The organism is Stenotrophomonas sp. ZAC14D1_NAIMI4_1 (genome assembly GCF_003086775.1).
Taxonomy (GTDB): Bacteria; Pseudomonadota; Gammaproteobacteria; order Xanthomonadales; family Xanthomonadaceae; genus Stenotrophomonas.
Genome location: NZ_CP026001.1, coordinates 1,838,668 through 1,860,426 on the forward strand (window position 1 = coordinate 1,838,668; position 21,759 = coordinate 1,860,426).

The 21,759-nt window shown below is 68.0% G+C and carries 20 protein-coding genes and 4 tRNA genes; 8 read left to right on the plus strand and 16 right to left on the minus strand.

Annotated elements, in window-relative coordinates; all coding sequences use genetic code 11:
* Positions 1 to 130 precede the first annotated feature (130 nt).
* Positions 131 to 1,495, plus strand: coding sequence for an OmpA family protein (locus C1927_RS08600; protein ID WP_254051561.1), 1,365 nt, complete (start codon positions 131 to 133; stop codon positions 1,493 to 1,495).
* Positions 1,496 to 1,499: 4 nt separating this feature from the next.
* Here the strand turns inward: C1927_RS08600 and C1927_RS08605 are convergent, their stop codons facing one another.
* Positions 1,500 to 2,423 carry a c-type cytochrome gene (locus tag C1927_RS08605; protein WP_108746453.1) on the minus strand — a complete coding sequence of 308 codons (924 nt, stop codon included), beginning with the start codon at positions 2,421 to 2,423 and terminating at the stop codon, positions 1,500 to 1,502.
* Positions 2,420 to 3,766, minus strand: a complete 1,347-nt coding sequence (locus C1927_RS08610) for a cytochrome c (RefSeq protein ID WP_108747802.1) — start codon at positions 3,764 to 3,766, stop codon at positions 2,420 to 2,422. Before C1927_RS08610 ends, C1927_RS08605 begins: the two co-directional genes overlap by 4 nt.
* Before the next feature lie 183 nt (positions 3,767 to 3,949).
* Here C1927_RS08610 and C1927_RS08615 point away from each other — a divergent pair, with 183 nt between their 5' ends.
* Positions 3,950 to 5,095, plus strand: a complete 1,146-nt coding sequence (locus C1927_RS08615; RefSeq protein ID WP_108746454.1) for an alpha/beta fold hydrolase — start codon at positions 3,950 to 3,952, stop codon at positions 5,093 to 5,095.
* 9 nt (positions 5,096 to 5,104) lie between these two features.
* Here C1927_RS08615 and C1927_RS08620 read toward each other — a convergent pair whose 3' ends face one another.
* Positions 5,105 to 6,244 (minus strand): MFS transporter, encoded by a 1,140-nt coding sequence (locus tag C1927_RS08620; RefSeq protein WP_108746455.1) that lies wholly within the window; start codon positions 6,242 to 6,244, stop codon positions 5,105 to 5,107.
* A 173-nt stretch (positions 6,245 to 6,417) separates the two neighbouring features.
* Complete coding sequence (locus C1927_RS08625; RefSeq protein WP_108746456.1) at positions 6,418 to 7,119, minus strand: pirin family protein; 702 nt, start codon at positions 7,117 to 7,119, stop codon at positions 6,418 to 6,420.
* Positions 7,120 to 7,259: 140 nt separating this feature from the next.
* On the opposite strand from C1927_RS08625, the gene C1927_RS08630 reads away from it, so the two are divergent.
* Entirely contained in the window at positions 7,260 to 8,174 is a 915-nt protein-coding gene (locus C1927_RS08630) for a LysR family transcriptional regulator (RefSeq protein WP_108746457.1), read from the plus strand.
* 633 nt (positions 8,175 to 8,807) lie between these two features.
* Here C1927_RS08630 and C1927_RS08640 read toward each other — a convergent pair.
* From C1927_RS08640 to C1927_RS08685, 10 genes are all read right to left on the minus strand, one after another.
* A tRNA-Arg gene (locus C1927_RS08640) sits at positions 8,808 to 8,884 on the minus strand.
* 32 nt (positions 8,885 to 8,916) lie between these two features.
* Positions 8,917 to 8,993: transfer RNA gene (locus C1927_RS08645), tRNA-Arg, on the minus strand.
* A gap of 71 nt (positions 8,994 to 9,064) precedes the next feature.
* Positions 9,065 to 9,141: transfer RNA gene (locus C1927_RS08650), tRNA-Arg, on the minus strand.
* On the minus strand, positions 9,132 to 10,058 hold the full coding sequence (locus C1927_RS08655) for an alpha/beta fold hydrolase (protein WP_108746458.1): 927 nt from the start codon (positions 10,056 to 10,058) through the stop codon (positions 9,132 to 9,134). The genes C1927_RS08650 and C1927_RS08655 overlap by 10 nt, the downstream gene beginning before the upstream one ends.
* Entirely contained in the window at positions 10,055 to 10,864 is an 810-nt protein-coding gene (thiD, locus tag C1927_RS08660; RefSeq protein WP_108746459.1) for a bifunctional hydroxymethylpyrimidine kinase/phosphomethylpyrimidine kinase, read from the minus strand. The genes C1927_RS08655 and thiD overlap by 4 nt, the downstream gene beginning before the upstream one ends.
* A gap of 64 nt (positions 10,865 to 10,928) precedes the next feature.
* Positions 10,929 to 11,597, minus strand: coding sequence for a YoaK family protein (locus C1927_RS08665; protein ID WP_079221476.1), 669 nt, complete (start codon positions 11,595 to 11,597; stop codon positions 10,929 to 10,931).
* 9 nt (positions 11,598 to 11,606) lie between these two features.
* On the minus strand, positions 11,607 to 12,116 hold the full coding sequence (locus C1927_RS08670; RefSeq protein ID WP_108746460.1) for a hypothetical protein: 510 nt from the start codon (positions 12,114 to 12,116) through the stop codon (positions 11,607 to 11,609).
* Complete coding sequence (locus C1927_RS08675; RefSeq protein WP_079221478.1) at positions 12,113 to 13,513, minus strand: PhoH family protein; 1,401 nt, start codon at positions 13,511 to 13,513, stop codon at positions 12,113 to 12,115. The genes C1927_RS08670 and C1927_RS08675 overlap by 4 nt, the downstream gene beginning before the upstream one ends.
* Positions 13,514 to 13,597: 84 nt before the next feature.
* Positions 13,598 to 14,077 carry a peroxiredoxin gene (locus C1927_RS08680; protein WP_108746461.1) on the minus strand — a complete coding sequence of 160 codons (480 nt, stop codon included), beginning with the start codon at positions 14,075 to 14,077 and terminating at the stop codon, positions 13,598 to 13,600.
* Between the two features lie 91 nt (positions 14,078 to 14,168).
* The gene (locus C1927_RS08685; protein ID WP_108746462.1) at positions 14,169 to 14,729 is read right to left on the minus strand and encodes a glycine cleavage system protein R; all 561 of its coding nucleotides are present in this window, start codon (positions 14,727 to 14,729) and stop codon (positions 14,169 to 14,171) included.
* A 163-nt stretch (positions 14,730 to 14,892) separates the two neighbouring features.
* On the opposite strand from C1927_RS08685, the gene dapA reads away from it, so the two are divergent.
* Positions 14,893 to 15,786, plus strand: a complete 894-nt coding sequence (dapA, locus tag C1927_RS08690; protein WP_108746463.1) for a 4-hydroxy-tetrahydrodipicolinate synthase — start codon at positions 14,893 to 14,895, stop codon at positions 15,784 to 15,786.
* Positions 15,787 to 15,818: 32 nt separating this feature from the next.
* Positions 15,819 to 16,334, plus strand: coding sequence for a hypothetical protein (locus tag C1927_RS08695; RefSeq protein WP_079221481.1), 516 nt, complete (start codon positions 15,819 to 15,821; stop codon positions 16,332 to 16,334).
* A 129-nt stretch (positions 16,335 to 16,463) separates the two neighbouring features.
* Here the strand turns inward: C1927_RS08695 and fdxA are convergent, their stop codons facing one another.
* Positions 16,464 to 16,787, minus strand: a complete 324-nt coding sequence (gene fdxA, locus C1927_RS08700; protein ID WP_079221482.1) for a ferredoxin FdxA — start codon at positions 16,785 to 16,787, stop codon at positions 16,464 to 16,466.
* A gap of 246 nt (positions 16,788 to 17,033) precedes the next feature.
* Here fdxA and xylB point away from each other — a divergent pair, with 246 nt between their 5' ends.
* From xylB to C1927_RS08715, 3 genes are read left to right on the plus strand one after another with little or no spacing between them, the layout of a single operon-like run.
* Positions 17,034 to 18,527: a xylulokinase gene (gene xylB, locus C1927_RS08705; RefSeq protein ID WP_108746464.1), complete on the plus strand. Its 1,494-nt coding sequence runs from the start codon at positions 17,034 to 17,036 to the stop codon at positions 18,525 to 18,527.
* Between the two features lie 23 nt (positions 18,528 to 18,550).
* The gene (gene xylA / locus C1927_RS08710; RefSeq protein ID WP_108746465.1) at positions 18,551 to 19,891 is read left to right on the plus strand and encodes a xylose isomerase; all 1,341 of its coding nucleotides are present in this window, start codon (positions 18,551 to 18,553) and stop codon (positions 19,889 to 19,891) included.
* A 32-nt stretch (positions 19,892 to 19,923) separates the two neighbouring features.
* Positions 19,924 to 21,348, plus strand: coding sequence for a sugar porter family MFS transporter (locus C1927_RS08715; protein WP_108746466.1), 1,425 nt, complete (start codon positions 19,924 to 19,926; stop codon positions 21,346 to 21,348).
* A gap of 308 nt (positions 21,349 to 21,656) precedes the next feature.
* On the opposite strand, the gene C1927_RS08720 is transcribed toward C1927_RS08715, so the two are convergent.
* Positions 21,657 to 21,731 (minus strand) — tRNA-Glu (locus tag C1927_RS08720).
* Between the last annotated feature and the right edge of the window lie 28 nt (positions 21,732 to 21,759).

Consider the following 21,759-nt stretch of genomic DNA (forward strand, 5'->3'; position numbering starts at 1 on the left):
GGCCGCGGTGCTGCTGGTACTGGCAGGCTGCGAACGGACACCCGTACCGGCGCCGGATGCGGCGACGGCGCCTGCAGACGCACCCGCGGCCCCTCCTGCCGCCGCCAGCGCTGTACCGGCTGCGGACGTCGTGCCGGGCCTCACCGACCGCGATGGCAAGCCCGTGCCGGTGCTGGCCTTCGACACCACCGCATTGTCGAGCAGCAGCGTGGCCCTGGGGGAACTGCCGTTCTTCAGCCTGCCGCAGGGCTATGCGCCGCAGAACAGCGCCAGCAAGCGTGCATGGGCGCGCTTCCCGTTCCGCATCGGTGATGGGGTGCACTGGGAGGAAGGCCCCAGCTGGTCGGCGCGCATCGTGGCAGACACCAGTGCTGCCGCGGACAAGACCTTCTCTGCGCTGGAAGTGCAGCGCAACTTCGACGGCGTGCTGGCGGCGGCCGGTGGGCACAAGGTGTTCGAAGGCAAGCTGCTGCGTGACATCTACTACGGCCCGCAGCTGGAAGACGAAATCGGTGGTGGCTTCATCGATGCGGTGAACATGGACCAGGACGCGGCGACCACGGTGTACGTGGTGCGCCAGGCCGATCGCACGGTCTGGGTGCAGCTGGCAGTGGACAGCAACGGGGCCGGGCTGGTGGTGCTGGATGCGGTGCCGTTCAAGGCCACCGCGCAGTGGTCCGGCAGCTTCCCGCACCTGGCACTGCCGGCCGGCTACAGCGACCGCAATGCGCCGCAGAAGCGCGACTTCGACGCCTTCCCGTTCTGGAACGGCGAGCGCTTCGAACAGGTGGAAGGACGCACCTGGGCGCAGGATTTCGACAAGGGCGAGCACGCGTATTCGATGCACGAAGTGCGGCGCAACCTTGAGGCGATGATGGCGCAGGCCGGTGGCCACAAGGTGTTCGAAGGCCGCATCCCGCGCGAGGCGGCCGACGGTGTGCCGCAGGCGGTCAAGGCGGCCTACAGCCATGCCGCCGGCTTCAGCTGGCAGGACTACGACACCGTGGTCTACCAGGTTGACCTGGCCGATGGTCGCCAGCTCTGGGTCCATGCGCGGCTGGAATATCTCAGCGCCGGCTGGGTGGTGGTCGAACGCAAGGGCTTCACCCAGACCGCTGCGCTGCTGCCGGCCGATGCACTGAAGAAGCAGTTGGACAGCGCTGGCCGGGTCGCCATCCAGGTCAACTTCGCCACCGACAAGGCGGACATCCTGCCCACGTCCGAACCCCAGCTGGCGCAGGTGCTGGAGCTGCTGCGTGCCGATCCCTCGCTGAAACTGTCCATTGAAGGCCACACCGACAACAGCGGTGCGGCGGCCCACAACCGCAGCCTGTCCGAAGCCCGGGCGGCATCGGTGGTGGCGGCGCTGGCCGGCAAGGGCATTGCGGCCGAGCGCCTGCAGGCAGCCGGTTTCGGTGCGGACAAACCGGTGGCCGACAATGGCAGCGAAGAGGGCAAGGCACGCAATCGACGCGTCGAGCTGGTCAAGCGCTGACGGGTCAGTAGCGCGCATCCTTGGGCTTGGGGTCGCGCGGCCAGTCCTTGCCCTTGCCGGCGAAATCCGGCCGCGGCTGGTGGATGAAGTAGTCGGCGATGTCCACCGCGTCCTGGTCGGGCATCACCTGCTGGCCCAGCGGTGGTTCGCGGCCCGCTGCCGGCGGCATGTTGTGCTTGACGAAGCTGGCCGCCTTGTACAGCCGTGCCATGCCCGCGCCGATGTTGAAGCTGCGCTCGCCCCACAGCGGCGGGAAGGCGATATCGCCGCTGCCATCGCGGCGGCCCTCGCCGTTGCCGCCGTGGCAGGCGGCGCACTGCGCTGCATACAGGGCCTGGCCGCGCACGCGGTCGGGCACCAGCGAGGAGTCGATCGGCCCTTCGCTTGGCGCCGCCACGCGCGCGCCGTCGGGTACGGGGCGGCTCAGCCAGGCCATGTATTCCAGCATCGCGCGCATTGGCGGTGCGTCGCGGGCCAGCGGCTTGCCGTTCATCGATCGCTGCAGGCAGCCGTTGATGCGTTCGACCAGGCCGATCTCCTTGCCGGGACGGGTCATGTAGCGCGGGTAGCTGCCGCCGCCGGTGTTGAGGTAGTGGTTGCCGAAAGGCCGCTTGCCCTCGGCCATGTGGCAGGAGTTGCAGTTCAGGTCATTGCCCACGTTGTCCGGCAGCAGGCGTGCGGTCTCGTTGAGCAGGCGGCGGCCGTACATCACTGCATCGCCATTGCCGAGGCTGGCGATCTCTTCGGCGCTGGGCATGTGGTACGCGCCGACCCGCGCGCCCTGTGCGTCGAGGATGTCCAACGTGGCGGGAGTGGCATCCAGCGACGGATGGCGGTACGCGTACAGCAGTGCGGCGGCTGCGGCCACCACCAGTGCGCCGATGGCAATGACGATGGCCGCGCTTCTGCGCTTGCGTGAGGGCCTCATGGTGCCACCTCCTGCGGAACCACATGCACCGGTTTGTCGCGCACCACCCTGCGCATGCGCGCGATGTCGGCTTCGCTCACCGCGCTGGCCTGGTTGCCCCAGCTGCTGCGGATGAAGGTCAGGATCTGCGCCAGCTGGGCGTTGGGCAGATGCTCGAAGCCGGGCATCGAGAAGGCCATCCGGTCGTGCGGCGTGTGCGGCGTGCGGCCACCGGCCAGGGTGACCTGCACCAGCGAACTCGGGTCATCGGCGAAGACGATGGAGTTGCCGGCCAGGGCAGGGTAGATGCGCGGCATGCCACGGCCATCGGCACGGTGGCAGGCCTGGCAGTGCTCGGCATAGGCCAGCGAACCCTCCACGCGGTAATCGCCGTCGCGCAGCGCGGTGGTGGTCGTGTCGGGGCCGGCAATCCACTGCGTGCTGCGGCCGGCGCGCGGCGGCAACTGCTTCAGGTAACGGGCCATGGCCAGCAGGTCGGCGTCGGTCAGGTACTGGGTGCTGTGTTCCACCACGTCGGCCATGCCGCCGAACGCGGCGGAGCGATCGGTGCGGCCGGTACGCAGGAACTCGACGATCTCGTCCTGGCTCCAGCTGGCCAGGCCGGTGGCTTCGTTGCGCAGGTTCTTCGCATACCAGCCTTCCAGTACCGAACCGGAGAGGAAGCGGCGGCTTTCGTCATCAGCCATGGCGGTTTCCTGGAAGGCCAGCCCGCGCGGGGTATGGCAGGCGCCACAGTGGGCCAGGCCCTCCACCAGTTCGGCGCCGCGCTGCTGGCCGGCATCCAGCGAAGGATCGGCAACGAAGCTGCGGGGGCGGGCAAACAGCAGTTGCCACCATGCCAGGGGCCAGCGCATGTTGGCCGGCCAGGGGATCGTGCTGTCGGCGTTGTGCTGGCGCACCGGCTGCACCGCGCCCATGAAGTACGCGTACAGCGCCTGGACCTCGTCATCGCTGGCGATCACGTAGGAGGCGTAGGGCATGGCCGGGTACAGCGGCTGGCCGTCGTGGCGGACGCCGCGGCGGACCGCGCGCTCGAAATCCGCATAGTCGTAGCGACCGATGCCGGTATCCGCGTCCGGGGTGATGTTGGTGGAATAGATCGTGCCCATCGGCGTCTGCATGCCCAGCCCGCCGGCAAAGGCTTTGCCGCCGGGGGCCGTGTGGCAGGCGGCGCAGTCGGCCGCGCGCGACAGGTATTGGCCGCGGGCGATCAACGCGGGATCGTGGATGTCGACCACGGCGTGCTGGCGCGGCGCAAACCAGTACGGCGTGCTGCGGGCAATGCCCCAGGCCGCACCGGTGGCGGCGGCCAGGACAAGGAGGAGCTTGAACGAGGTACGCATGGGCGCACTGTCGGCAAACGCGCAGGCGCGTTCATTGATCCGGATCAATGCTTTGTCCATATGCGACATCGCACGAAGCTGAATCGATCCCGGCTTGTCATCAACCCGTCATCGAGCTGCGATAGATGCGCCCGGCCGCGCCCGCTAACCTGCCACGCTGTCGCACCTTTTCCCTGATTGCCCATGAAGCGCCCGCTGCTGCTGTTGCTGGCGTGCGCCGGCCTGTGGCTGGCTGCATGCTCATCCTCGATCACCGCCTCGTCCACCTCGCTCAGCGACCAGCTGGTCGCGCCCGGTGGCGTGTCCACCCTGCTGGACCAGCCGCGCATCGCCGCGGCCATCGCCGAGCTGCCCAACCGCCATGGCTTCCTGCCGGGGCGCGACAACGTGCCGATCTTCTGGCGCGTCTTCGACCCGGGCGATTACGGCGCCCGCTACCACTACCTGCCGCAGCGCCATGAAAACGGCCAGCCGTTGGATACCGGGCTGAGCCTGTCGGTGCCGCAGCCGTTCCATGCGCAGGCGCCGCGCGGCACCGTGGTGCTGCTGCACGGCTGGATGATGAATGGTGATTCGATGCTGCCGTGGTCGTTGCAGCTGGCCGAGTCGGGCTACCGCGTGGTCACCCTGGACCTGCGCAACCACGGGCAGTCCGGGCGCGGCCCGTCGGGCTACGGCACCTACGAATCGGATGACGTGGTCGATGTCATCGGCGAGCTGCGTGCGCGTGGTGAGGTCGCCGGGCCGCTGTACCTGTTCGGCGTGTCCTACGGCGCCGCGACGGCGGTGTTCACTGCAGACAAGCTGGGCGACCAGGTGGCCGGCGTGGTGGCGATGGAGTCGTTCGCCAATGCCGGCGTGGCGATCCGCACGATGATCCCGCACCTGATGGCCTTGCAGCCGGAGGGGTTGAAGGCGCAGGCAGTGGCGTCCTACGCTCGCTGGCGTTATGGCGGCCAGGACATCAACCAGGTGATCGCCGCGGCCAGCCGCCGCATCGACGTCGACCTGGACCAGGTGGACGTCGCCCGCGCGCTGGCCGATACCCGCGCCTGCGTGCTGCTGCTGCACGGGCAGGGCGACCAGCACATCCCGGTCAGCCAGGGTCGCGAGCTCGCCCTGGCCAATCCGCGCGCGCACTACATCGAGATGCGCGGCGAAGACCACATCACCCTGCCGCTGCGGCTGGACCTGCTGGCCGGCGTGGTCGATGACTGGATGGCCCAGGACGAACACCATCCCCGCGCAACCTGCCCGGCGCCGCAGCTGCCGGCGCAGGCCGAGTGGCTGGTGCGCGATACCGCTGCCGCTGCGCCCACCCGCAGCTGACGTTCTTCCTTACGGCAGGCGGCGTGCCAGCGCCCGGGCGGAGGCGGCCACGCCCAGCAGCAGCGCTGCCACGCACAGGAAGGCGAAGCCCAGGGTGGTGAGGTGGGCCAGCCCGCCGATCGCTGCCGGGCCGGCGAGGATGCCCGCATAGCCCAGCGTGGTCACGGCCGTGATCGCAATGCTCTCAGGCATCGCACGCTGCTGGCCGGCCATCGAGAACAGCGCCGGTACGATGTTGGCGCAGCCCAGGCCGACCATCACGTAGCCCGCCAGCGCCACCGCGAAGGAAGGCACCAGCGTGGCCAGGGCGAAGCCCGTGGCTGCGGTGATGCCCCCCAGCACGATCGTGCGCGTACGGCCCAGGCGCTCGACGATGCCGTCGCCGAACAGGCGCATCGCGGTCATCGCCAGGGTGAACACCGCGAAGCCGGCGCCGGCCTGGTCGCGCGGCACCTGCCGCACTTCGGCCAGGAACACCGCGCTCCAGTCCAGCATCGAGCCTTCGGCGAGGAACACGATGAAGGCCAGCACGCTGATGAACAGCACCACGCCATGCGGAACGGCCAGCATCGGTCCGTCATGGGCGATGCGCTGCGGGCGCCAGTGCGGTGCCGACAGCAATGCCACCACGAGCATGGCTGCCACCGACAGCAGGGCCGCCATCCACAGCGGCGTGCCCAGCAACAGCAGGCCGGTCATGCAGCCGGCACCGACGAAGCCGCCGATGCTGTAGAACGCGTGGAAGCCGGACATCATCGCGCGACCGGCATCGCGTTCGACCGCGACGGCCTGCATGTTCATCGTGCAGTCCATCGCGCCAACGCCGGCACCGAACAGGAACAGGGCCGCACCCAGTGCCAGCGGCGATGGCGCGAGCGCCAGCAGTGGCAGGGCCAGCAGGATCAACGCCGTGGTGATGACCATCAGGCGACGGCACCCCAGGCGTCCACTCAACGCGCCGGCCAAGGGCATCGCCAGCAGCGAGCCCAGGCCCAGGCAGAGCAGCACCGCGCCCAGGCTGGCATCGGACAGGCCGGCCTTGGCCTTGGCATAGGGCACCATCGGCGCCCAGGCGGCGGTGGCAAAGCCGGGAATGAAGAAGGCGGCGCGGGTGGCGTGCTGCTGGGCACGCGGGGAAGAAGGCGTCATGCGCAGGGAAGGCTCCGGAGGATCCCGGCCATGAAAACGTTTTCAGATCGGCCGGGCAAGTGCCATTTGTGTCATTCCAGTGCGAATACGAATGCAGCGTCGCCCGTCGCACACGCAAAGGCCCGCGATACCGATGGGTATCGCGGGCCTCGCGGCAGGGTACTGCCTGGTGCTTACAGCGGCAGGTCGAACACCAGCACTTCAGCGTCGTTGCCGTTCTCCAGGGTCAGCTGGGCCTCGTCGCTGACCTGCAGCGCATCACCGGCGTCGAGGGTGATGCCGTTGACCTGCAGCTGGCCACGGGCGACCTGCACATAGGCGCCACGGCCGTTGCCCAGTGCGTGGTGCAGCTTCTGGCTGCCATCGAGGATGGTGGCGTAGATGCGGGCGTCCTGCTGGATGCGCAGCGAACCGTCGGCGCCATCGGGCGAGGCGATCAGGCGCAGCTGGCCGCGCTTGGTCTCCGGCGCGAAGTGGGTCTCGCGGTACGACGGCTCGATGTTCTCGCTGGCCGGGAAGACCCAGATCTGCAGGAAGTGCACCGGATCAGTGGCCGAGTGGTTGAACTCGCTGTGGCTGACACCGCTGCCGGCACTCATCACCTGCACGTCGCCGTAGCGCAGCACCGAGCCGGTGCCCATCGAGTCCTTGTGCTCCAGCGCACCGCCCAGCACGTAGGAAATGATTTCCATGTTGCTGTGGCTGTGGGTGCCGAAGCCCTGGCCGCCGATGACCTTGTCTTCGTTGATGACGCGCAGCGGGCCGAAGCTGACGTAGCGCGGATCGTAGTAGCCGGCGAAGGAGAAGGTGTGGCGGGAAGACAGCCAGCCATGCTCGGCCAGGCCACGGGTAGCGCTCTTGCGGATCTGCAGCATGATGATTTCTCCTTGTTCGATGGTTTCGATGGGGCGGGGTGGGCCGGTGGCCGCTGTGTTTCCCCGTTGGAGAGAAGTATCCGCTTGCACCCCGGGTTTGAAAAACGGATAGTTTTGACAGCCATCATCGAAAATTTCGAATGCTCAAGCTCAGCCTCGACGCCCTGCAGATCCTGGACGCCATCGACCGCCGCGGCTCGTTTGCCGGCGCCGGCAAGGCCCTGCACAAGGTGCCCTCGACCATCTCTTACACCGTGGCCAAGCTGGAGGAGGACCTGGGCGTGCAGCTGTTCGATCGGGTCGGCCCCCGTGCGGAGCCGACCGAGGCCGGCCGCGCCCTGCTGGACGAGGGCCGCCACCTGCTGCGTGCCGCCCGCGAACTGGAGCTGCGGGTGCGCCGGGTGGCCTCCGGCTGGGAGGCTGAGCTGACCCTGGCGGTGGATTCGATGTTCCCGACCTGGCTGCTTGGGCCGGACATCGCTGCGTTTCGTGGGATTGAAGCGCCGACGCGCCTGCGGCTGTTCGGTGAAGCGCTGTCAGGTACCTGGGAAGCGCTGCTGGATCGCCGTGCCGACCTGCTGGTGGGTGCCGCGGGCGAAGGCCCCAGTGGTGGTGGCTATGTCGTGGAACCGCTGGGCAGCGTCGATTTCGTGTTTGCGGTAGCGCCGGATCATCCGTTGGCGCAGGTGCCGGGCGTGCTGGGCCGCGAGCAGCTGGCCGAGCATTGCGCGATCGCGGTGTCCGATTCCGCGCGCCGCTTGCTGCCGCGGACGGTGGGCTTGTTGATGGGCCAGGAAATGCTGACGGTGCCGGACATGGCCAGCAAGTTGAAGCTGCAGTGCCAGGGCGTGGGCTTCGGTTTCCTGCCCGGGCCGTGTGCACGCGCGGCGGTAGCGCGCGGCCAGCTGGTGATCCGCGAGGTGGAGGAACCCAAGCCGGAGGAGACATTCTGGCTGGCGTGGCGCACGGGTGAGGATGGTGCGGCATTGCGCTGGTGGCGCGAGCGGTTGCGCAGGCCGGAGCTGCTGGCGCAGTGGTGGCAGGCGGTGGGGTAGATCCACGCCATGCGTGGATGAGGGTCTTGTTTGCAGGGCTTGCAGCCCTGCACCTGCCGAAGCCGAAGCAACAGCAACAGCTGGTTATCCGTGGGATGGCGGGGTGGGTCCGGTTGAGGGGGACGCCGTAAATACGTCCATGTAGGCTCGGTCGCCGCATCCATGCGGCTCACGCCCCCTCAACCGGCCCCACCCCGCCTTCGACAGACTTCCGCGATCTGTTGGAGCCTGCTGTTGATGGTGGTGGGTGCCGACCGTTGGTCGGCACGGGGTTGGATCTGGTAGGTGTCGACCTTGGTCGACACAGTAGAGCCACGCCATGCGTGGATGATTCATTCGATATCTGACAGATGTGCCGACCAACGGTCGGCACCCACCACCAGCAGGTTCCAACAGCCGAGGGGATCTGTCGAAGGCGGGGCACTGTGGGTTTGCGGCGTGTGAGCCGCATGGATGCGGCGACCAAGCCCCCATGGATGGCTTTACGGCGTCCCCGCACACCCACAGTGCCCCGCCATCCCACGGAATGCCGCTTCGGCTTTTGAAGTTGACGTTGCCTCTGCAGGTGCAGGGCGCAGCCCTGCCGAAAACACAAAAAAAAACAGCAGGCCGGAGCCTGCTGTTTCGGTGTAATGGTGCGCCCGGAGAGATTCGAACTCCCGACCGCCTGGTTCGTAGCCAGGTACTCTATCCAACTGAGCTACGGGCGCCAATTACATAAACTTGTTGTGTTGATCGTGTGTGGTGCGCCCGGAGAGATTCGAACTCCCGACCGCCTGGTTCGTAGCCAGGTACTCTATCCAACTGAGCTACGGGCGCGCGGTACACAATCAATTTTGTTACTACATTTTACTGCATCTTCCAGCGGCGGATGCTGGAAGCCTGTCGAGTGGTGCGCCCGGAGAGATTCGAACTCCCGACCGCCTGGTTCGTAGCCAGGTACTCTATCCAACTGAGCTACGGGCGCCCTGCGACAGGAGCGGAATTATGCGGATGTCGGCGGCTGCCGTCAACGCTTTTGTGAAAATTTTCATTCAACTGAATGAAAAAGTGCTCAGCCACGGCATCCGGCGCCTTCATCCAGGCGAAGTGATCCGCACGCGTACCCAGTTCCTGCGCGGAAAGCACGCGCACGCGTGAGGCCACATTCGGCAGCTTCGCCAGCAGCGCCTGCATCGACCCGAGGGGCGCGAACCAGTCATCGGCCATCAGTACCGCCTGCGCGCTGCCATGGATGCGCGTCAACTGCGCATCGAGGTCTTCGTGCATGCCGACGGCGGCGTAATGGTTGTTCAGGCCCACGCGCGCCCAGTCGGCGATCAGCCCGCGTGCCTCGGTGCCGCCAAAGCCGAGGCGGCGGCCGTGCAGTACCCCTTGCCGGCGCGCGATCCACGGCAGGAAGCGGTAGAACAGCGGCAGCAGCCAGCCGCGCGGCGGCGGGAACACGCGCCAGAACGGCGTGCCGCTGGCCGCCAGCCACAAGCGCTGGAATCGATCCGCAGTGCGGCCCGCATGCAGGCAGGCCAGCTGCCCGCCCAGGCTGTGCCCGCCGATGATCCACGGGAGCGCAGCCTCTGCTTCGTCTTCGCGGCCCAGCACGGCCTGGCTGGCCGGCAGGTCCTGTTCGAGGATCTCGCGGTAACCCCAGTCCGCCGTGCGCGAAGGGCGCAGGGAACTGCTGCCGTTGCCGCGCCACTCATGCAGGTAGACAGCGATCCCACGCGCTGCCAGTGCCTGCGCCAGCGGCACGTAGTGGCGTGCGGCCACGCCCAGTGCCGGCAGCCACAGCAGGCGGGCCAGTGGCCGTGGCGGCACGCAGGCGATGATTTCGTAACGGTGGCCATCGCCGCTGTCCACGGCGATCGTGCGCGGCGTATCGCTCATGCGTGCGGTGCCGCGCCGAAGTGGTCCAGCACGAGCACCTCGCTGCGGCCGGGTGCGTACCCCTGCTGCAGGCCGCGTGCCACGTAGTCGATGCCGGCTTCGCAGGCGTTGGCCAGGCTGAGCCCGTTGCACAGCTGTGCGGCGATGGCCGAGGCCAGCGTGCAGCCGGTGCCGTGTGCATCCAGCGGCAGCCGTGCGTGGATGAATTCCTCGCTGCTGACGCCGTCAAAGTAGCGGTCGATCACCCGGTTGCCTTCGTGCAGGTGGCCCCCCTTCAGCAGGACGGCGCCGGCACCCATGTCCAGCAGGGCGGCGGCAGCCTGCTCGGCCTGGTCGGCGTTGCTGATGCTGCGGCCGACCAGCAGTTCGGCTTCGGGGGTGTTGGGCGTGATCAGCGTGGCCAGCGGTATCAGGCGTTCGCGCATGGCCTGCAGCGCGCTGTCTTCCAGCAGGCGCGCGCCACTGGTGGCGACCATCACCGGATCGAGCACCACGTGTGCAGGGCGGCGTTGTTCAAGCACGTCGGCGACGGTGTGGATCACCTCCGCATTGGCCAGCATGCCGAGCTTCACCGCGTGGATGTCGAAATCATCGAAGCAGGCATCCAGCTGCGCGCGCAGGAAGGCGACCGGCGGCACGTGCACGGCCGTCACGCCGCGGGTGTTCTGTGCAGTCAGTGCAGCGATGGCGGACAGGCCGTGTACGCGATGCGCGGCGAAGGCCTTCAGGTCGGCCTGGATGCCGGCGCCGCCGCCGGAATCGGAACCGGCGATGGTGAGGGCAGAAGCGGGAGTGGTCGGGCTCATGCCTCGATTGTGCCGTGGTCCCGCCTGTGAAAGTAGATCCACGCCATGCGCGGATGCCCCCGGTTCAATGCCGCCAGCGCGCCCACTGCTGGTAGAGCACATAGACGATACCGGTCAGCCCGGTCAGCAGGGCGGGGGCGAGCAGGGCGTCGTAGCGGAAATGCATGAACAACCAGGCACCGAGAATGCCGCCGCCGAGGAAGCCGCTGATGATCAGCCCGCTCAGGGTCAGCCGGCGGACCTGCAGCGGCAGGCCGCGCAGCAGGTGGCCCAGGCCGATGCCGAGATCGGTGAACATGCCGCTCAGATGGGTGGTGCGCACCACGGCGCCGCTGAAGGTGGTGGCCATCGCGTTCTGCAGGCCGCACGCCATGGCAGCGGCCAGCGCACCCCAGATCTGCTGCTGTTCGAACAGCGGAATGGCCACCAGCAGCAGCGCCGATTCGATCGCCAGGGCCACGCCGTAGCGCCGGCCCAGCTGCAGCGTGTTGTCCTGGATCAGCAGGCCGCTGAGCATCGCGCCCAGCGAGAACGCGATCAGCAGGCCCCACAGGTGGCCGACCGCGCGCCAGTCACCCTGGGCGATGGCCATGCCCAGCTGGCTCGTGCTGCCGGTCATGTGGCTCACCGCCTGGTGCTCGAAGCCCAGGAAGCCCACCACGTTGACCATGCCGGCCACGCTGGACAGCGCCACCGCGCCGATCCAGACCCAGGTGGGCAGGCGTATTCCCATGCCGCCGCCTCAGGGCGACGGCACTTTGCCGCCGTTGAACTGCAGGTCGCTGAAGGTGCCGGTGGCCGGATCGAACACCGCACCCCAGAACTGCCGGCCGCCATCGCAGACGCGGATCGCTTCGCGGGCGGGGTTGCTGCCGGCGCCTTCAGGCAGGTGGAAAGCGTTGATGTAGATCAGCTGCTGGCCGCCGCTTTCGATGCCCACGTACTGGCGGTCGAAATCCAGTACGTGCGGCACCTGGGCTTCCAGCGAGGACAGCTTGGCTTCCATCTGGTCCACCTGCTGCCGGCTGGGTGCCCAGTAGCCGCTTACCCGCCCGGCCTCGCGGCCGGGGCTGGTGCGCGAGCAGGTGTCCAGCACCTGCGCGGCGATGGCGGGGCGGGTCACCACCCACGATTGGCCGGTACGCTCGGCGGTCGGCACGCTGGCCGGGCCGCGCGTGGTGGTGCAGGCGGCCAGTGCGGCTGCGAGGGTGATCGCAGCCGTGGGCAGCAGCAGGCGGGTGCAACGTTTCACAACACCTCCGAAGCGTAATCGGCCAGGCGCGAACGTTCGCCGCGGCGCAGGGTGATGTGCGCACTATGCGGCCAGTTCTTGAAGCGGTCCACCGCGTAGGTCAGGCCAGAGGTGGTTTCGGTCAGGTACGGGGTGTCGATCTGCTCGACGTTGCCCAGGCAGACGATCTTGGTGCCGGGGCCGGCACGGGTGATCAACGTCTTCATCTGCTTCGGGGTGAGGTTCTGCGCTTCATCCAGGATCAGGTAGCGCGACAGGAAGGTGCGCCCGCGCATGAAGTTCATCGAGCGGATCTTGATGCGGCTGGCCAGCAGGTCGTTGGTGGCCTGGCGGCCCCAGGTGCCGCCTTCCTGGTTGTGGGTGAGCACTTCCAGGTTGTCGGTCAGCGCGCCCATCCACGGCGTCATCTTTTCTTCTTCGGTACCCGGCAGGAAGCCGATGTCCTCGCCCACGCTGACCGTGGCGCGGGTCATGATGATCTCGCGGTAACGCTGCTGGTCCATCGTCTGCGCCAAGCCGGCGGCCAGCGCCAGCAGGGTCTTGCCGGTGCCGGCGGTGCCGAGCAGGGTGACGAAGTCGATCTCCGGGTCCATCAGTGCGTTGAGCGCGAAGTTCTGCTCGCGGTTGCGCGCGCTGATACCCCACACGGCGTGGCTGCCGTGGCGGAAATCATCGACCAGCGACAGCACCACCTTGCCATCGCCGACCACGCGGCTCACGCGCAGTTCGACCTCGTCTTCGCCGGGCAGGTAGACGTACTGGTTCGGGTACCACTCCTCGCCATCCTGCGCGAGGATCTCGTAATGCGTGCGGCCCTTGTCGCTCCAGCTGCGCAGGTCCTCGCCGTGGCGCTTCCAGAAGTCTTCCGGCAGCTCGGTGGCGCCGGTGTAGAGCAGGCTGAAATCGTCCAGCGCGCGGTCGTTTTCGTAGTCCTCGGACACGATGCCGGCGATGGCGGCCTTGATCCGCAGGTTGATGTCCTTGGAAACGAACACCACCGGCAGGTCGGGGGTTTCTTCCTTCAGCGCCAGGATCGCGCCAAGGATGGCGTTGTCCGGGATGACCTTGCCGAAGCTCTTGCCCGCATCGAAATGGCTGGTCTGGAAGCGCAGCTTGCCGGCGCTCTGCTTGCCGCGCAGCTGCAGGCCGTTCGGGCGCTCCAGCGGAATGCCGTCGGCCAGGTTGTCCAGGCCCGATTCCTGCACCAGCTCATTGAGGAAGCGGCTCACCTGGCGGGCGTTGCGGCTCGCTTCGGAGGTGCCCTTCTTGCCGTTGTCCAGCTCCTCGATCACCTGCATGGGCAGGTAGACGTCATGTTCCTCGAACTTGAACAGCGCGGTGGGATCGTGCATCAGCACGTTGGTATCCAGCACGTAGATGCGCTTGCCTCGGGTCATCGTCATTTCCTGGTTACGGACAGGGAAAAACCACCACGACCTGCTGCAGGGCAGGGTGGTGGCGGACACAGTGGGCGTTGGAACTCACTTGGATTGGGCGGCCTTCAGTTCGGCAAGCACGGCGTCGGCATGGCCGGCGACCTTGACCTTGCGCCAGGACTGCACGAGTTGGCTGTCGGGAGAAATCAGGAAGGTGCTGCGTTCGATGCCACGTACCTGCTTGCCGTACATGTTCTTCATCTTGATGACGTCGAAGGCGGTGCACAGCGCTTCGTCGGCATCGCTGACCAGCGGGAAGTTGAAGCCCTGCTTGGCGCAGAAGTTGTCGTGCGACTTCACCGAGTCGCGGGAGACGCCGAGCACGACCGCGCCGGCCTTCTTGAGTTCCGGCAGCAGCGCGTTGAAGTCGATGCCTTCGGTGGTGCAGCCGGGGGTGCTGTCCTTGGGGTAGAAGTACAGCACCAGCCACTGGCCTGCGTAATCGCCGAGGGTGGTCTGGTCACCGCCGGACAGTGCCAGCGGGAGGGAAAGGGTGGTGCTGTCCAGGGTATCGCCGTTGTTCATGAGGTCCTTCTGTCGAGCCTGGGTTGTTTCTACGACAATTGCATGAAACGCCACGCGCCCGTGAGAGGCGCGCGAAAATCCGCACGTCCGATCAGAATTTCATCGGGTCCATGATCGCGTCCAGGTTCAGGTGGTCGCAGAATTCGAGGAAATCGTCGCGCAGCGCGGCGATGTGCATGTTGGCCGGCACGCCGATGGTGACCTGCGCGCTGAACATTTCAGCACCGGTCTGCATGGCGCGGTAACGCGTGCTCTGCAGGCTCTCGATGGTGATGCCCTGGCGGTCGAAGAAATCGGCCAGCTGGAACAGGATGCCCGGCTTGTCGGCGGCGATCACTTCGACGATGTACGGCAGCAGGTTGGACTGCGCCTGCTTGGCCTCGGTGCGGTACCAGACCAGCTTCAGGCCTTCCTCGCGCTCGAGCCGGGTCAGCATCGCTTCCAGCTTGGCCACCGAATCCCAGGAGCCGGTGGCCAGGGCGGTGACCGAGACATCGCGGCCGACCGTGGCCAGCCGAGCGTCCACCAGATTGCAGCCACTGTCGGCAATGCGGCGGGTGACGGACAGCAGGGGGGACTCCGGATGCGTCGTGTAGGCGTTGATCAGGAGGTGGTTTTCGCTCGGCGCGGGGCGCGGGGTGGTGTCGGTCAAGGCGATTCCGGGTAATGCATGGGTGAGTCTGAATGCCCGCCGGGGGCGGGAATCCACCGGTGTCCAGCATACTTGCCCGTGCTTTCGCGCCGCAAGTAACATTCAGGTGCCCCCGGCCTGTCGTGGCGGGCGTTTTCCCTCCCCAGCCAAGAGCAGCACGTCCTTGTCCCTTTCCGGCCTCATCACCGCGCTGGCGACCCCGTTCCGGGCCGACGGCTCCCTCGACCCCGACGGTTGGCAGCGCCTGCTGCACCTGCAGCTGGAGGGCGGCGTCCAGGGCGTCGTCGTTGCCGGCTCGACCGGCGAAGCAGCCACCCTGTCCGATGCGGAGTACGACCAGCTGCTGGCCAGCGCCGTCGAGCGCATCGCCGGCCGCGTCCCGGTCCTGGCCGGCACCGGCCTGTCCGGTACCGCCAAGACCATTGAACAGACCCGCCGCGCCGCCGCGCTCGGCGCCACCCACGCCCTGGTGGTGACCCCGCCGTACGTGCGGCCCACCCAGGCCGGCCTGATCGCGCATTACCGCGCCGTGGCCGACCAGGGCGGCCTGCCGGTGGTGCTGTACAACGTGCCCGGCCGCACCGGCTGCGACATGCTGCCGGAGACCGTGTCCGAGCTCGCCAGCCACCCGAACATCGTCGCCATCAAGGAAGCGGTGGGCGACATGGGGCGCGTGCAGGCCCTGCTGGCCCTGGCGGGTCCGGAGTTCGCCGTGCTCAGTGGCGATGACGGCACCGCCGCCCGCTCGATCCAGGCCGGCATGGCCGGGCTGATCTCGGTCGGTTCCAACGTGCTGCCCGGTGCCTACCGTCGCATGTGCGCGCTGGCTGCCGCCCACGAACATGACGCCACTGAATCCTGGGATGCGCGCCTGCAGCCGTTCCATGATTTCTGCGGCGTCGAACCCAACCCGATCCCGGTCAAGGCGCTGCTGCGCCGCATCGGCATCGGCCATGACCTGCGCCTGCCGCTGCTGCCGCTTTCGGCCGCACACCAGCCCGCGGCCGACCATCTCGCCGGTGACATCGCCGCCCTTGAAGCCCTTTCCAGCCACTGACCTGTTGTCGTGGCCTGATCCAGGAGATCCACATGCGTCAATCCGTTTCCACTGTCCGCGTGCTGTCCTACGCCCTGCTTGCCATCGCCGTCGCTGCCGGCACCACCGGTTGCTTCAAGCGTGGCGCCAAGGGTGATTACGCCCTGGCGCCCGAAATGCGCCCGCTGGAAGTGCCGCCGGATCTGAACGTCCCGGCCGGTGCCGGTGGCAACCAGGTGCCGGCGCTGAGCTCGGCCACCAAGCCGGCCGCTCCGGCCGCCGCCGCCCCGGCCGCTGGCAACAGCGGTTTCACCATCCCGGGCAGCAAGGAAGAGGCCTTCGGCAAGGTCGGCACCGCGCTGGAAGGCGTGGAGGGCCTGACCATCGCCAGCCGCGCGCAGCTGCTGGGTTCGTATGACGTGGCCTATGAAGGCAGCAACTTCCTGGTCCGCGTGGTCGCCGTCGATGCCGGTGCCTACATCTCCGCGGTCGACCCGCGTGGCCTGCCGGCCACCGCCGAAGCCCCGGTGAAGCTGATTGCCGCACTGAAGGCGAAGCTGGCGCAGTAAGCGCGGTCGAGGTTCCGCCGGGCATTGCCCGGCGCTACCCTTCGCTCTGGTAGACGCCAACCTTGGTTGGCGCCACCCACAAAAAAGGGCGCCCAGGGCGCCCTTTTTCGTTGCCGCAACAGGCGCTTCTCAGCGCTCCAGCAGCGGCAGCTTGTCCGGCTTGCCGTCCCACTCGCCGGCATCGGCGGGCGGATCCTTGCGCACGGTCAGCACCGGCCACTCCTTGGCGAGCTCGGCATTGAGGCCCACGAACACTTCCTGGCCGGCCGGGACATCGTCCTCCGGGAAGATCGCGTTGACCGGGCACTCCGGCTCACAGAGGGTGCAGTCGATGCACTCGTCCGGGTCGATCACCAGGAAGTTCGGGCCTTCGTGGAAGCAGTCCACGGGGCACACTTCCACGCAATCGGTGTGTTTGCACTTGATGCAGTTTTCGGTGACGACAAAGGGCATAAGGGGGGAGGCAGATCCGTCTTCAAGCGGACAATTCTAGAACAGGTTGAACGCGCGCGCTGCCGTTGGACCAACCGGCACCGTGCGCAGTGGCGATTCTGGACAGGTGGCGAGGGTGTGCGGCCACCGCGCAGCGGCACTTTGCGGCACTGCACATTGCCAAGCCGGGGAAGCCCCCGGCAGACTCGTTGTCCATCGGTGGACAACGGGCGGTGAAGCGGTGCGGATCGCAGGGATGGGCAGAGCATGAGCGTGTATCTGGGCATCGACGCCGGCACGCAGAGCGTGAAAGTGATCGCCTACGACGCGGCGGCACGCGCGGTGCTGGCGCAGCAGGCCCGGCCGCTGGAGCTGTCGGCGACAGCCGACGGTGGCCGCGAGCAGAACGCCGCCGATTGGGTAAAGGCGCTGGTGGAGGCGATCCAGGCCCTGCCCGGGCCGGTGCGCGCGCAGGTGCGAGGGCTGGCGGTGTCCGGCCAGCAGCACGGCTTCGTGCCGTTGGGGCGCGACAACCGCGCGCTGGGCCCGGTCAAGCTCTGGTGCGACACCAGCACCAGCGCCGAATGCGAGGACATCACCGCCACCCTGGGCGGGGCGGCAGCGTGCATTGCCGAGGCGGGCAACGACCTGCGGGTGGGCTACACCGCATCCAAACTGCGCTGGACCCGCCAGCACCGGCCCGAGGTGGATGCGGCCCTGGACGGCATCGCCCTGCCGCACGACTACCTGAACCTGTGGCTGACCGGACAGCGCTTCATGGAGGCCGGTGACGCCTCCGGCACGGGCTGGCTGGATGTGCGCCGGCGCGACTGGTCACCGGCAATGCTGGCCGCCACGGATGAGCGCCGTGATCTGGCGGCGCTGCTGCCGCCGCTGGTCGGCCCGGAGCAGGGCTACACGCTGCTGCCGGCGATCGCCGCACTGCTGGGGCTGCCGCCCGGCATCCGCGTGGCAGTCGGTGGCGGCGACAACATGATGGCGGCGATCGGCACTGGTGCGGTGCGCGAGGGGCGGCTGAGCATGAGCCTGGGCACCTCCGGCACGTTGTTCGCCTGGAGCGCCACGCCCTGCGTCGATGCGCAAGGGCGCTGGGCCGCGTTCTGCGCTTCCGACGGCGGCTGGCTGCCGTTGATCTGCACGATGAACTGCACGATCGCCACCGGCCAGGTCGCCGCGCTGCTGGGCCAGTCGCCCGCGCAGTGCGAAGACCTGCTGGCACAGAGCACGCCCGGTGCCGATGGGCTGGTGATGCTGCCGTTCTTCAATGGCGAGCGCAGCCCCGACCTGCCACTGGCGCGCGGCGCCCTGCATGGGCTGGACCTGCACAACCTGACCCCGGCCAACCTCTACCGCGCCGCGATGGAGGGCGCCAGCTACAGCCTGCGGCTGGGCCATGACGCGCTGGTCGAAGGTGGCCTGCATGGGCAACGCCTGGTGCTGACCGGCGGCGGCGCCAACAGCTCAGCGTGGCGACAGCTGATTGCCGACCTGTTCCAGCTGCCGGTGGTCGTGCCGGTGCAGGCCGAAGGTGCAGCCTTCGGTGCCGCGCTGCAGGCGCTGTGGCTGTGCGAAGGGCAGGGCCGGGCGCTGGCCGATCTGGTTGATGAGCACCTGCAGTTCGACGCCGCCCTTGCCGCCCGGCCCGATCCCACGCGCGCCGCCGCCTACGAGGCCGGCTACCAGCGTTTCGTCCACCACCTGCAGGCGTTGACGCCGCTGTTCCAGCAGCGCCTGCCCTGATCCCGAAGAAGGAAGCATCGTCCATGGCAACCCCGTTCCATGTTGGTCAGCGTGAGTACTTCCCCGGCATCGGCCGCATCCCCTTCGAGGGCCGCGATTCCGACAATCCCCTGGCCTTCAAGGTCTACGACGCACAGAAGCAGATCGGCGGGTGCAGCATGGCCGAGCACCTGCGCTTTGCCGTGGCCTACTGGCACAGTTTCTGCGGCGCCGGCCAGGACCCCTTCGGGCCGGGCACCCGGGCCTACCCGTGGGACCACGGCGCTACCGCGCTGGCCCGCGCCGAAGCGCGCTGCGACGCCGCGTTCGAGTTCTTCACCAAGCTGGGCGTGCCGTACTGGTGCTTCCATGACGTGGACCTGGCGCCGGATGCGGACGACATCGGCGAATACCGCGCCAACCTCGCGCACATGGTCGAGCTGGCCGGCCAGCGCCAGCAGCAGACCGGCATGCAGCTGCTGTGGGGCACGGCCAACCTGTTCTCGCACCCGCGCTACATGAATGGTGCGGCCACCAACCCGGACTTCGCCGTGGTCGCGCGCGCGGCGGTGCAGGTGCGTGCGGCGCTGGAGGCCACCGTGGCATTGGGTGGCAGCAACTACGTGTTCTGGGGCGGTCGCGAAGGCTATGCCTGCCTGCTCAACACCGACATGAAGCGCGAACAGGCGCATCTGGCGCGGTTCCTTGCCGCGGCCCGCGACCATGGCCGCAGCATCGGCTTCCAGGGCACCTTCCTGATCGAGCCCAAGCCGATGGAGCCGATGCACCACCAGTACGACTTCGACAGCGCCACCGTGGTCGGCTTCCTGCGCGAGCACGGCCTGGACGCCGATTTCAAGCTGAACATCGAGGCCAACCACGCCACCCTGTCCGGGCATACCTTCGCACACGACCTGCAGGTGGCTGCCGATGCCGGCCTGCTGGGCAGCATCGACGCCAACCGCGGCAACCCGCAGAACGGCTGGGATACCGACCAGTTCCCGACCGACCTGTACGACGCCACCGGCGCCATGCTGGTGGTGCTGCGGCAGGGCGGGCTGGGCCATGGCGGCCTGAACTTCGATGCCAAGGTGCGCCGCGAGTCGAGCGACCCGCAGGACCTGTTCCTGGCCCATATCGGCGGCATGGATGCCTTCGCCCGCGGCCTGGAAGTGGCCCATGCGCTGCTGCAGGCCTCGCCGCTGGAGACGTGGCGGCGCGAGCGCTATGCCAGCTTCGACCATGGCCCGGGCCAGGCCTTTGCCGCCGGCCAGCTCAGCCTGGACGACCTCTGCGCGCATGCCCAGCAGGCCGGCGAACCGCGCCAGCGTAGCGGCCGGCAGGAAGCCTATGAGAACCTGCTGAACCAGTACCTGCTGCGCTGAGCGGCCGGCCCACCCCTTTCGCGGAAGACCCAATGTCCACAGCGATTCCTGCAAACGCCGGCACGCGCGGCGAAAACACCGCCTTCATCGTCCTGATCAGTTGCGTGGCCACCCTGGGGGGCTTCCTGTTCGGCTTCGACAGCGGCGTGATCAACGGTACAGTCGACGGCCTGCGCCAGGCGTTCAATTCCAGCGAGGCCGCGCTGGGCTTCGAGGTGGCGTCGATGCTGCTGGGCTGCGCGATCGGTGCATTCGTGGCCGGGCGGCTGGGCGACCTGCTGGGCCGGCGCAGCGTGCTGATCATTTCGGCGGTGCTGTTCCTGCTGTCGGCGCTGGGCGCGGGCGCGGCGCATGCCTCGTGGCTGTTCGTGGCCGCGCGCATGGTCGGCGGCTTCGCGGTGGGCGCGGCCAGCGTGATGTCGCCGGCCTACATCGCCGAAGTGGCCTCGGCGCGCTACCGCGGCAAGCTGGCGACGGTGCAGCAGATGGCCATCATCAGCGGCCTGTTCGCGGCGTTCCTCAGCAATTTCCTGCTGGCGCGCGCCGCCGGTGCTTCCACCGAGGTGCTGTGGCTGGGGCAGGAGGCGTGGCGCTGGATGTTCTGGATGCAGGCGATTCCGTCGCTGCTGTTCCTGGTGCTGCTGCTGGCCATCCCGGAAAGCCCGCGCTTCCTGGTGGCCAAGGGGCGCCAGGCGCAGGCCGAGGCGGTGCTGGTGAAGCTGTACGGTGCGGGCGAGGCGCGGACCAAGCGCAGCGAGATCGAGGGCAGCCTGGCCCAGGACCAGCACCGGCCGAGCTTCGCCGACCTGAAGGACAAGGCCACCGGCCGCCTGCGCAGCATCGTCTGGGTGGGTATCGGCCTGGCGGTGCTGCAGCAGCTGGTGGGCATCAACGTGGTGTTCTACTACGGCGCGGTGCTGTGGCAGGCAGTGGGCTTCTCGGAGAACGATGCGCTGCTGATCAACGTGCTGTCCGGCGCGCTCAGCATCGGTGCCTGCCTGGTGACGGTGCTGCTGATCGACCGCATCGGCCGCAAGCCGCTGCTGTGGGTCGGCTCGGTGGGCATGGCCGTTGCGCTGGCGCTGATGGTGGTGGCCTTTGCCAGTGGCAGCCTGGTCGATGGCAGGCTGCAGCTGTCCGACGGCATGGGCCGGCTGGCGCTGGTGGCCGCCAATGTCTACGTGGTGTTCTTCAACATGTCGTGGGGCCCGGTGATGTGGGTGATGCTGGGTGAGATGTTCCCGAACCAGATCCGCGGCTCGGCGCTGGCGGTGGCCGGCGCGGCGCAGTGGACGTCGAACTTCGCCATCACCGTCACCTTCCCGATGCTGCTGGCCGGCATCGGCCTGGCCGGTGCGTACGGCATCTACACCGTGGCGGCCTTCCTCTCGATCTTCTTCGTGGTCCGCTACGTCCGCGAGACCAAGGGCAAGGAACTGGAGCAGATGGAAGGCTGACGGCCGGCCTGCGTTTCAGCGCCTCCTTTCTCCGTGGGGGAGGCGGCAGGCCAGCCGATCCAGGACACGCCGTAAACCCATCCATGGGGGCTCGATGGCGCCTTGCTCGCGTGCGCTGTCCTGCGCACACGAGCAAGGCGCCATCGAGCACCATGGATGGGCTTTTGCGTGTCCAGGCCAGGGTGGCCCGCCCCCTCAAACGCAGGAACAGGCGGGCGCCACAGCGACCAACCCACCGCAGCCATCAAACCCCGGAAAACAGAAAAGCCCGCACAAAGGCGGGCTTTTTCGGTTCCTGCTGCGGCGACTGGTGCTCCCTAGGGGACTCGAACCCCTGTTTTAGCCTTGAGAGGGCCACGTCCTAACCACTAGACGAAGGGAGCAGTGTGTCGCTGCCGGGGCAGGAGCGCT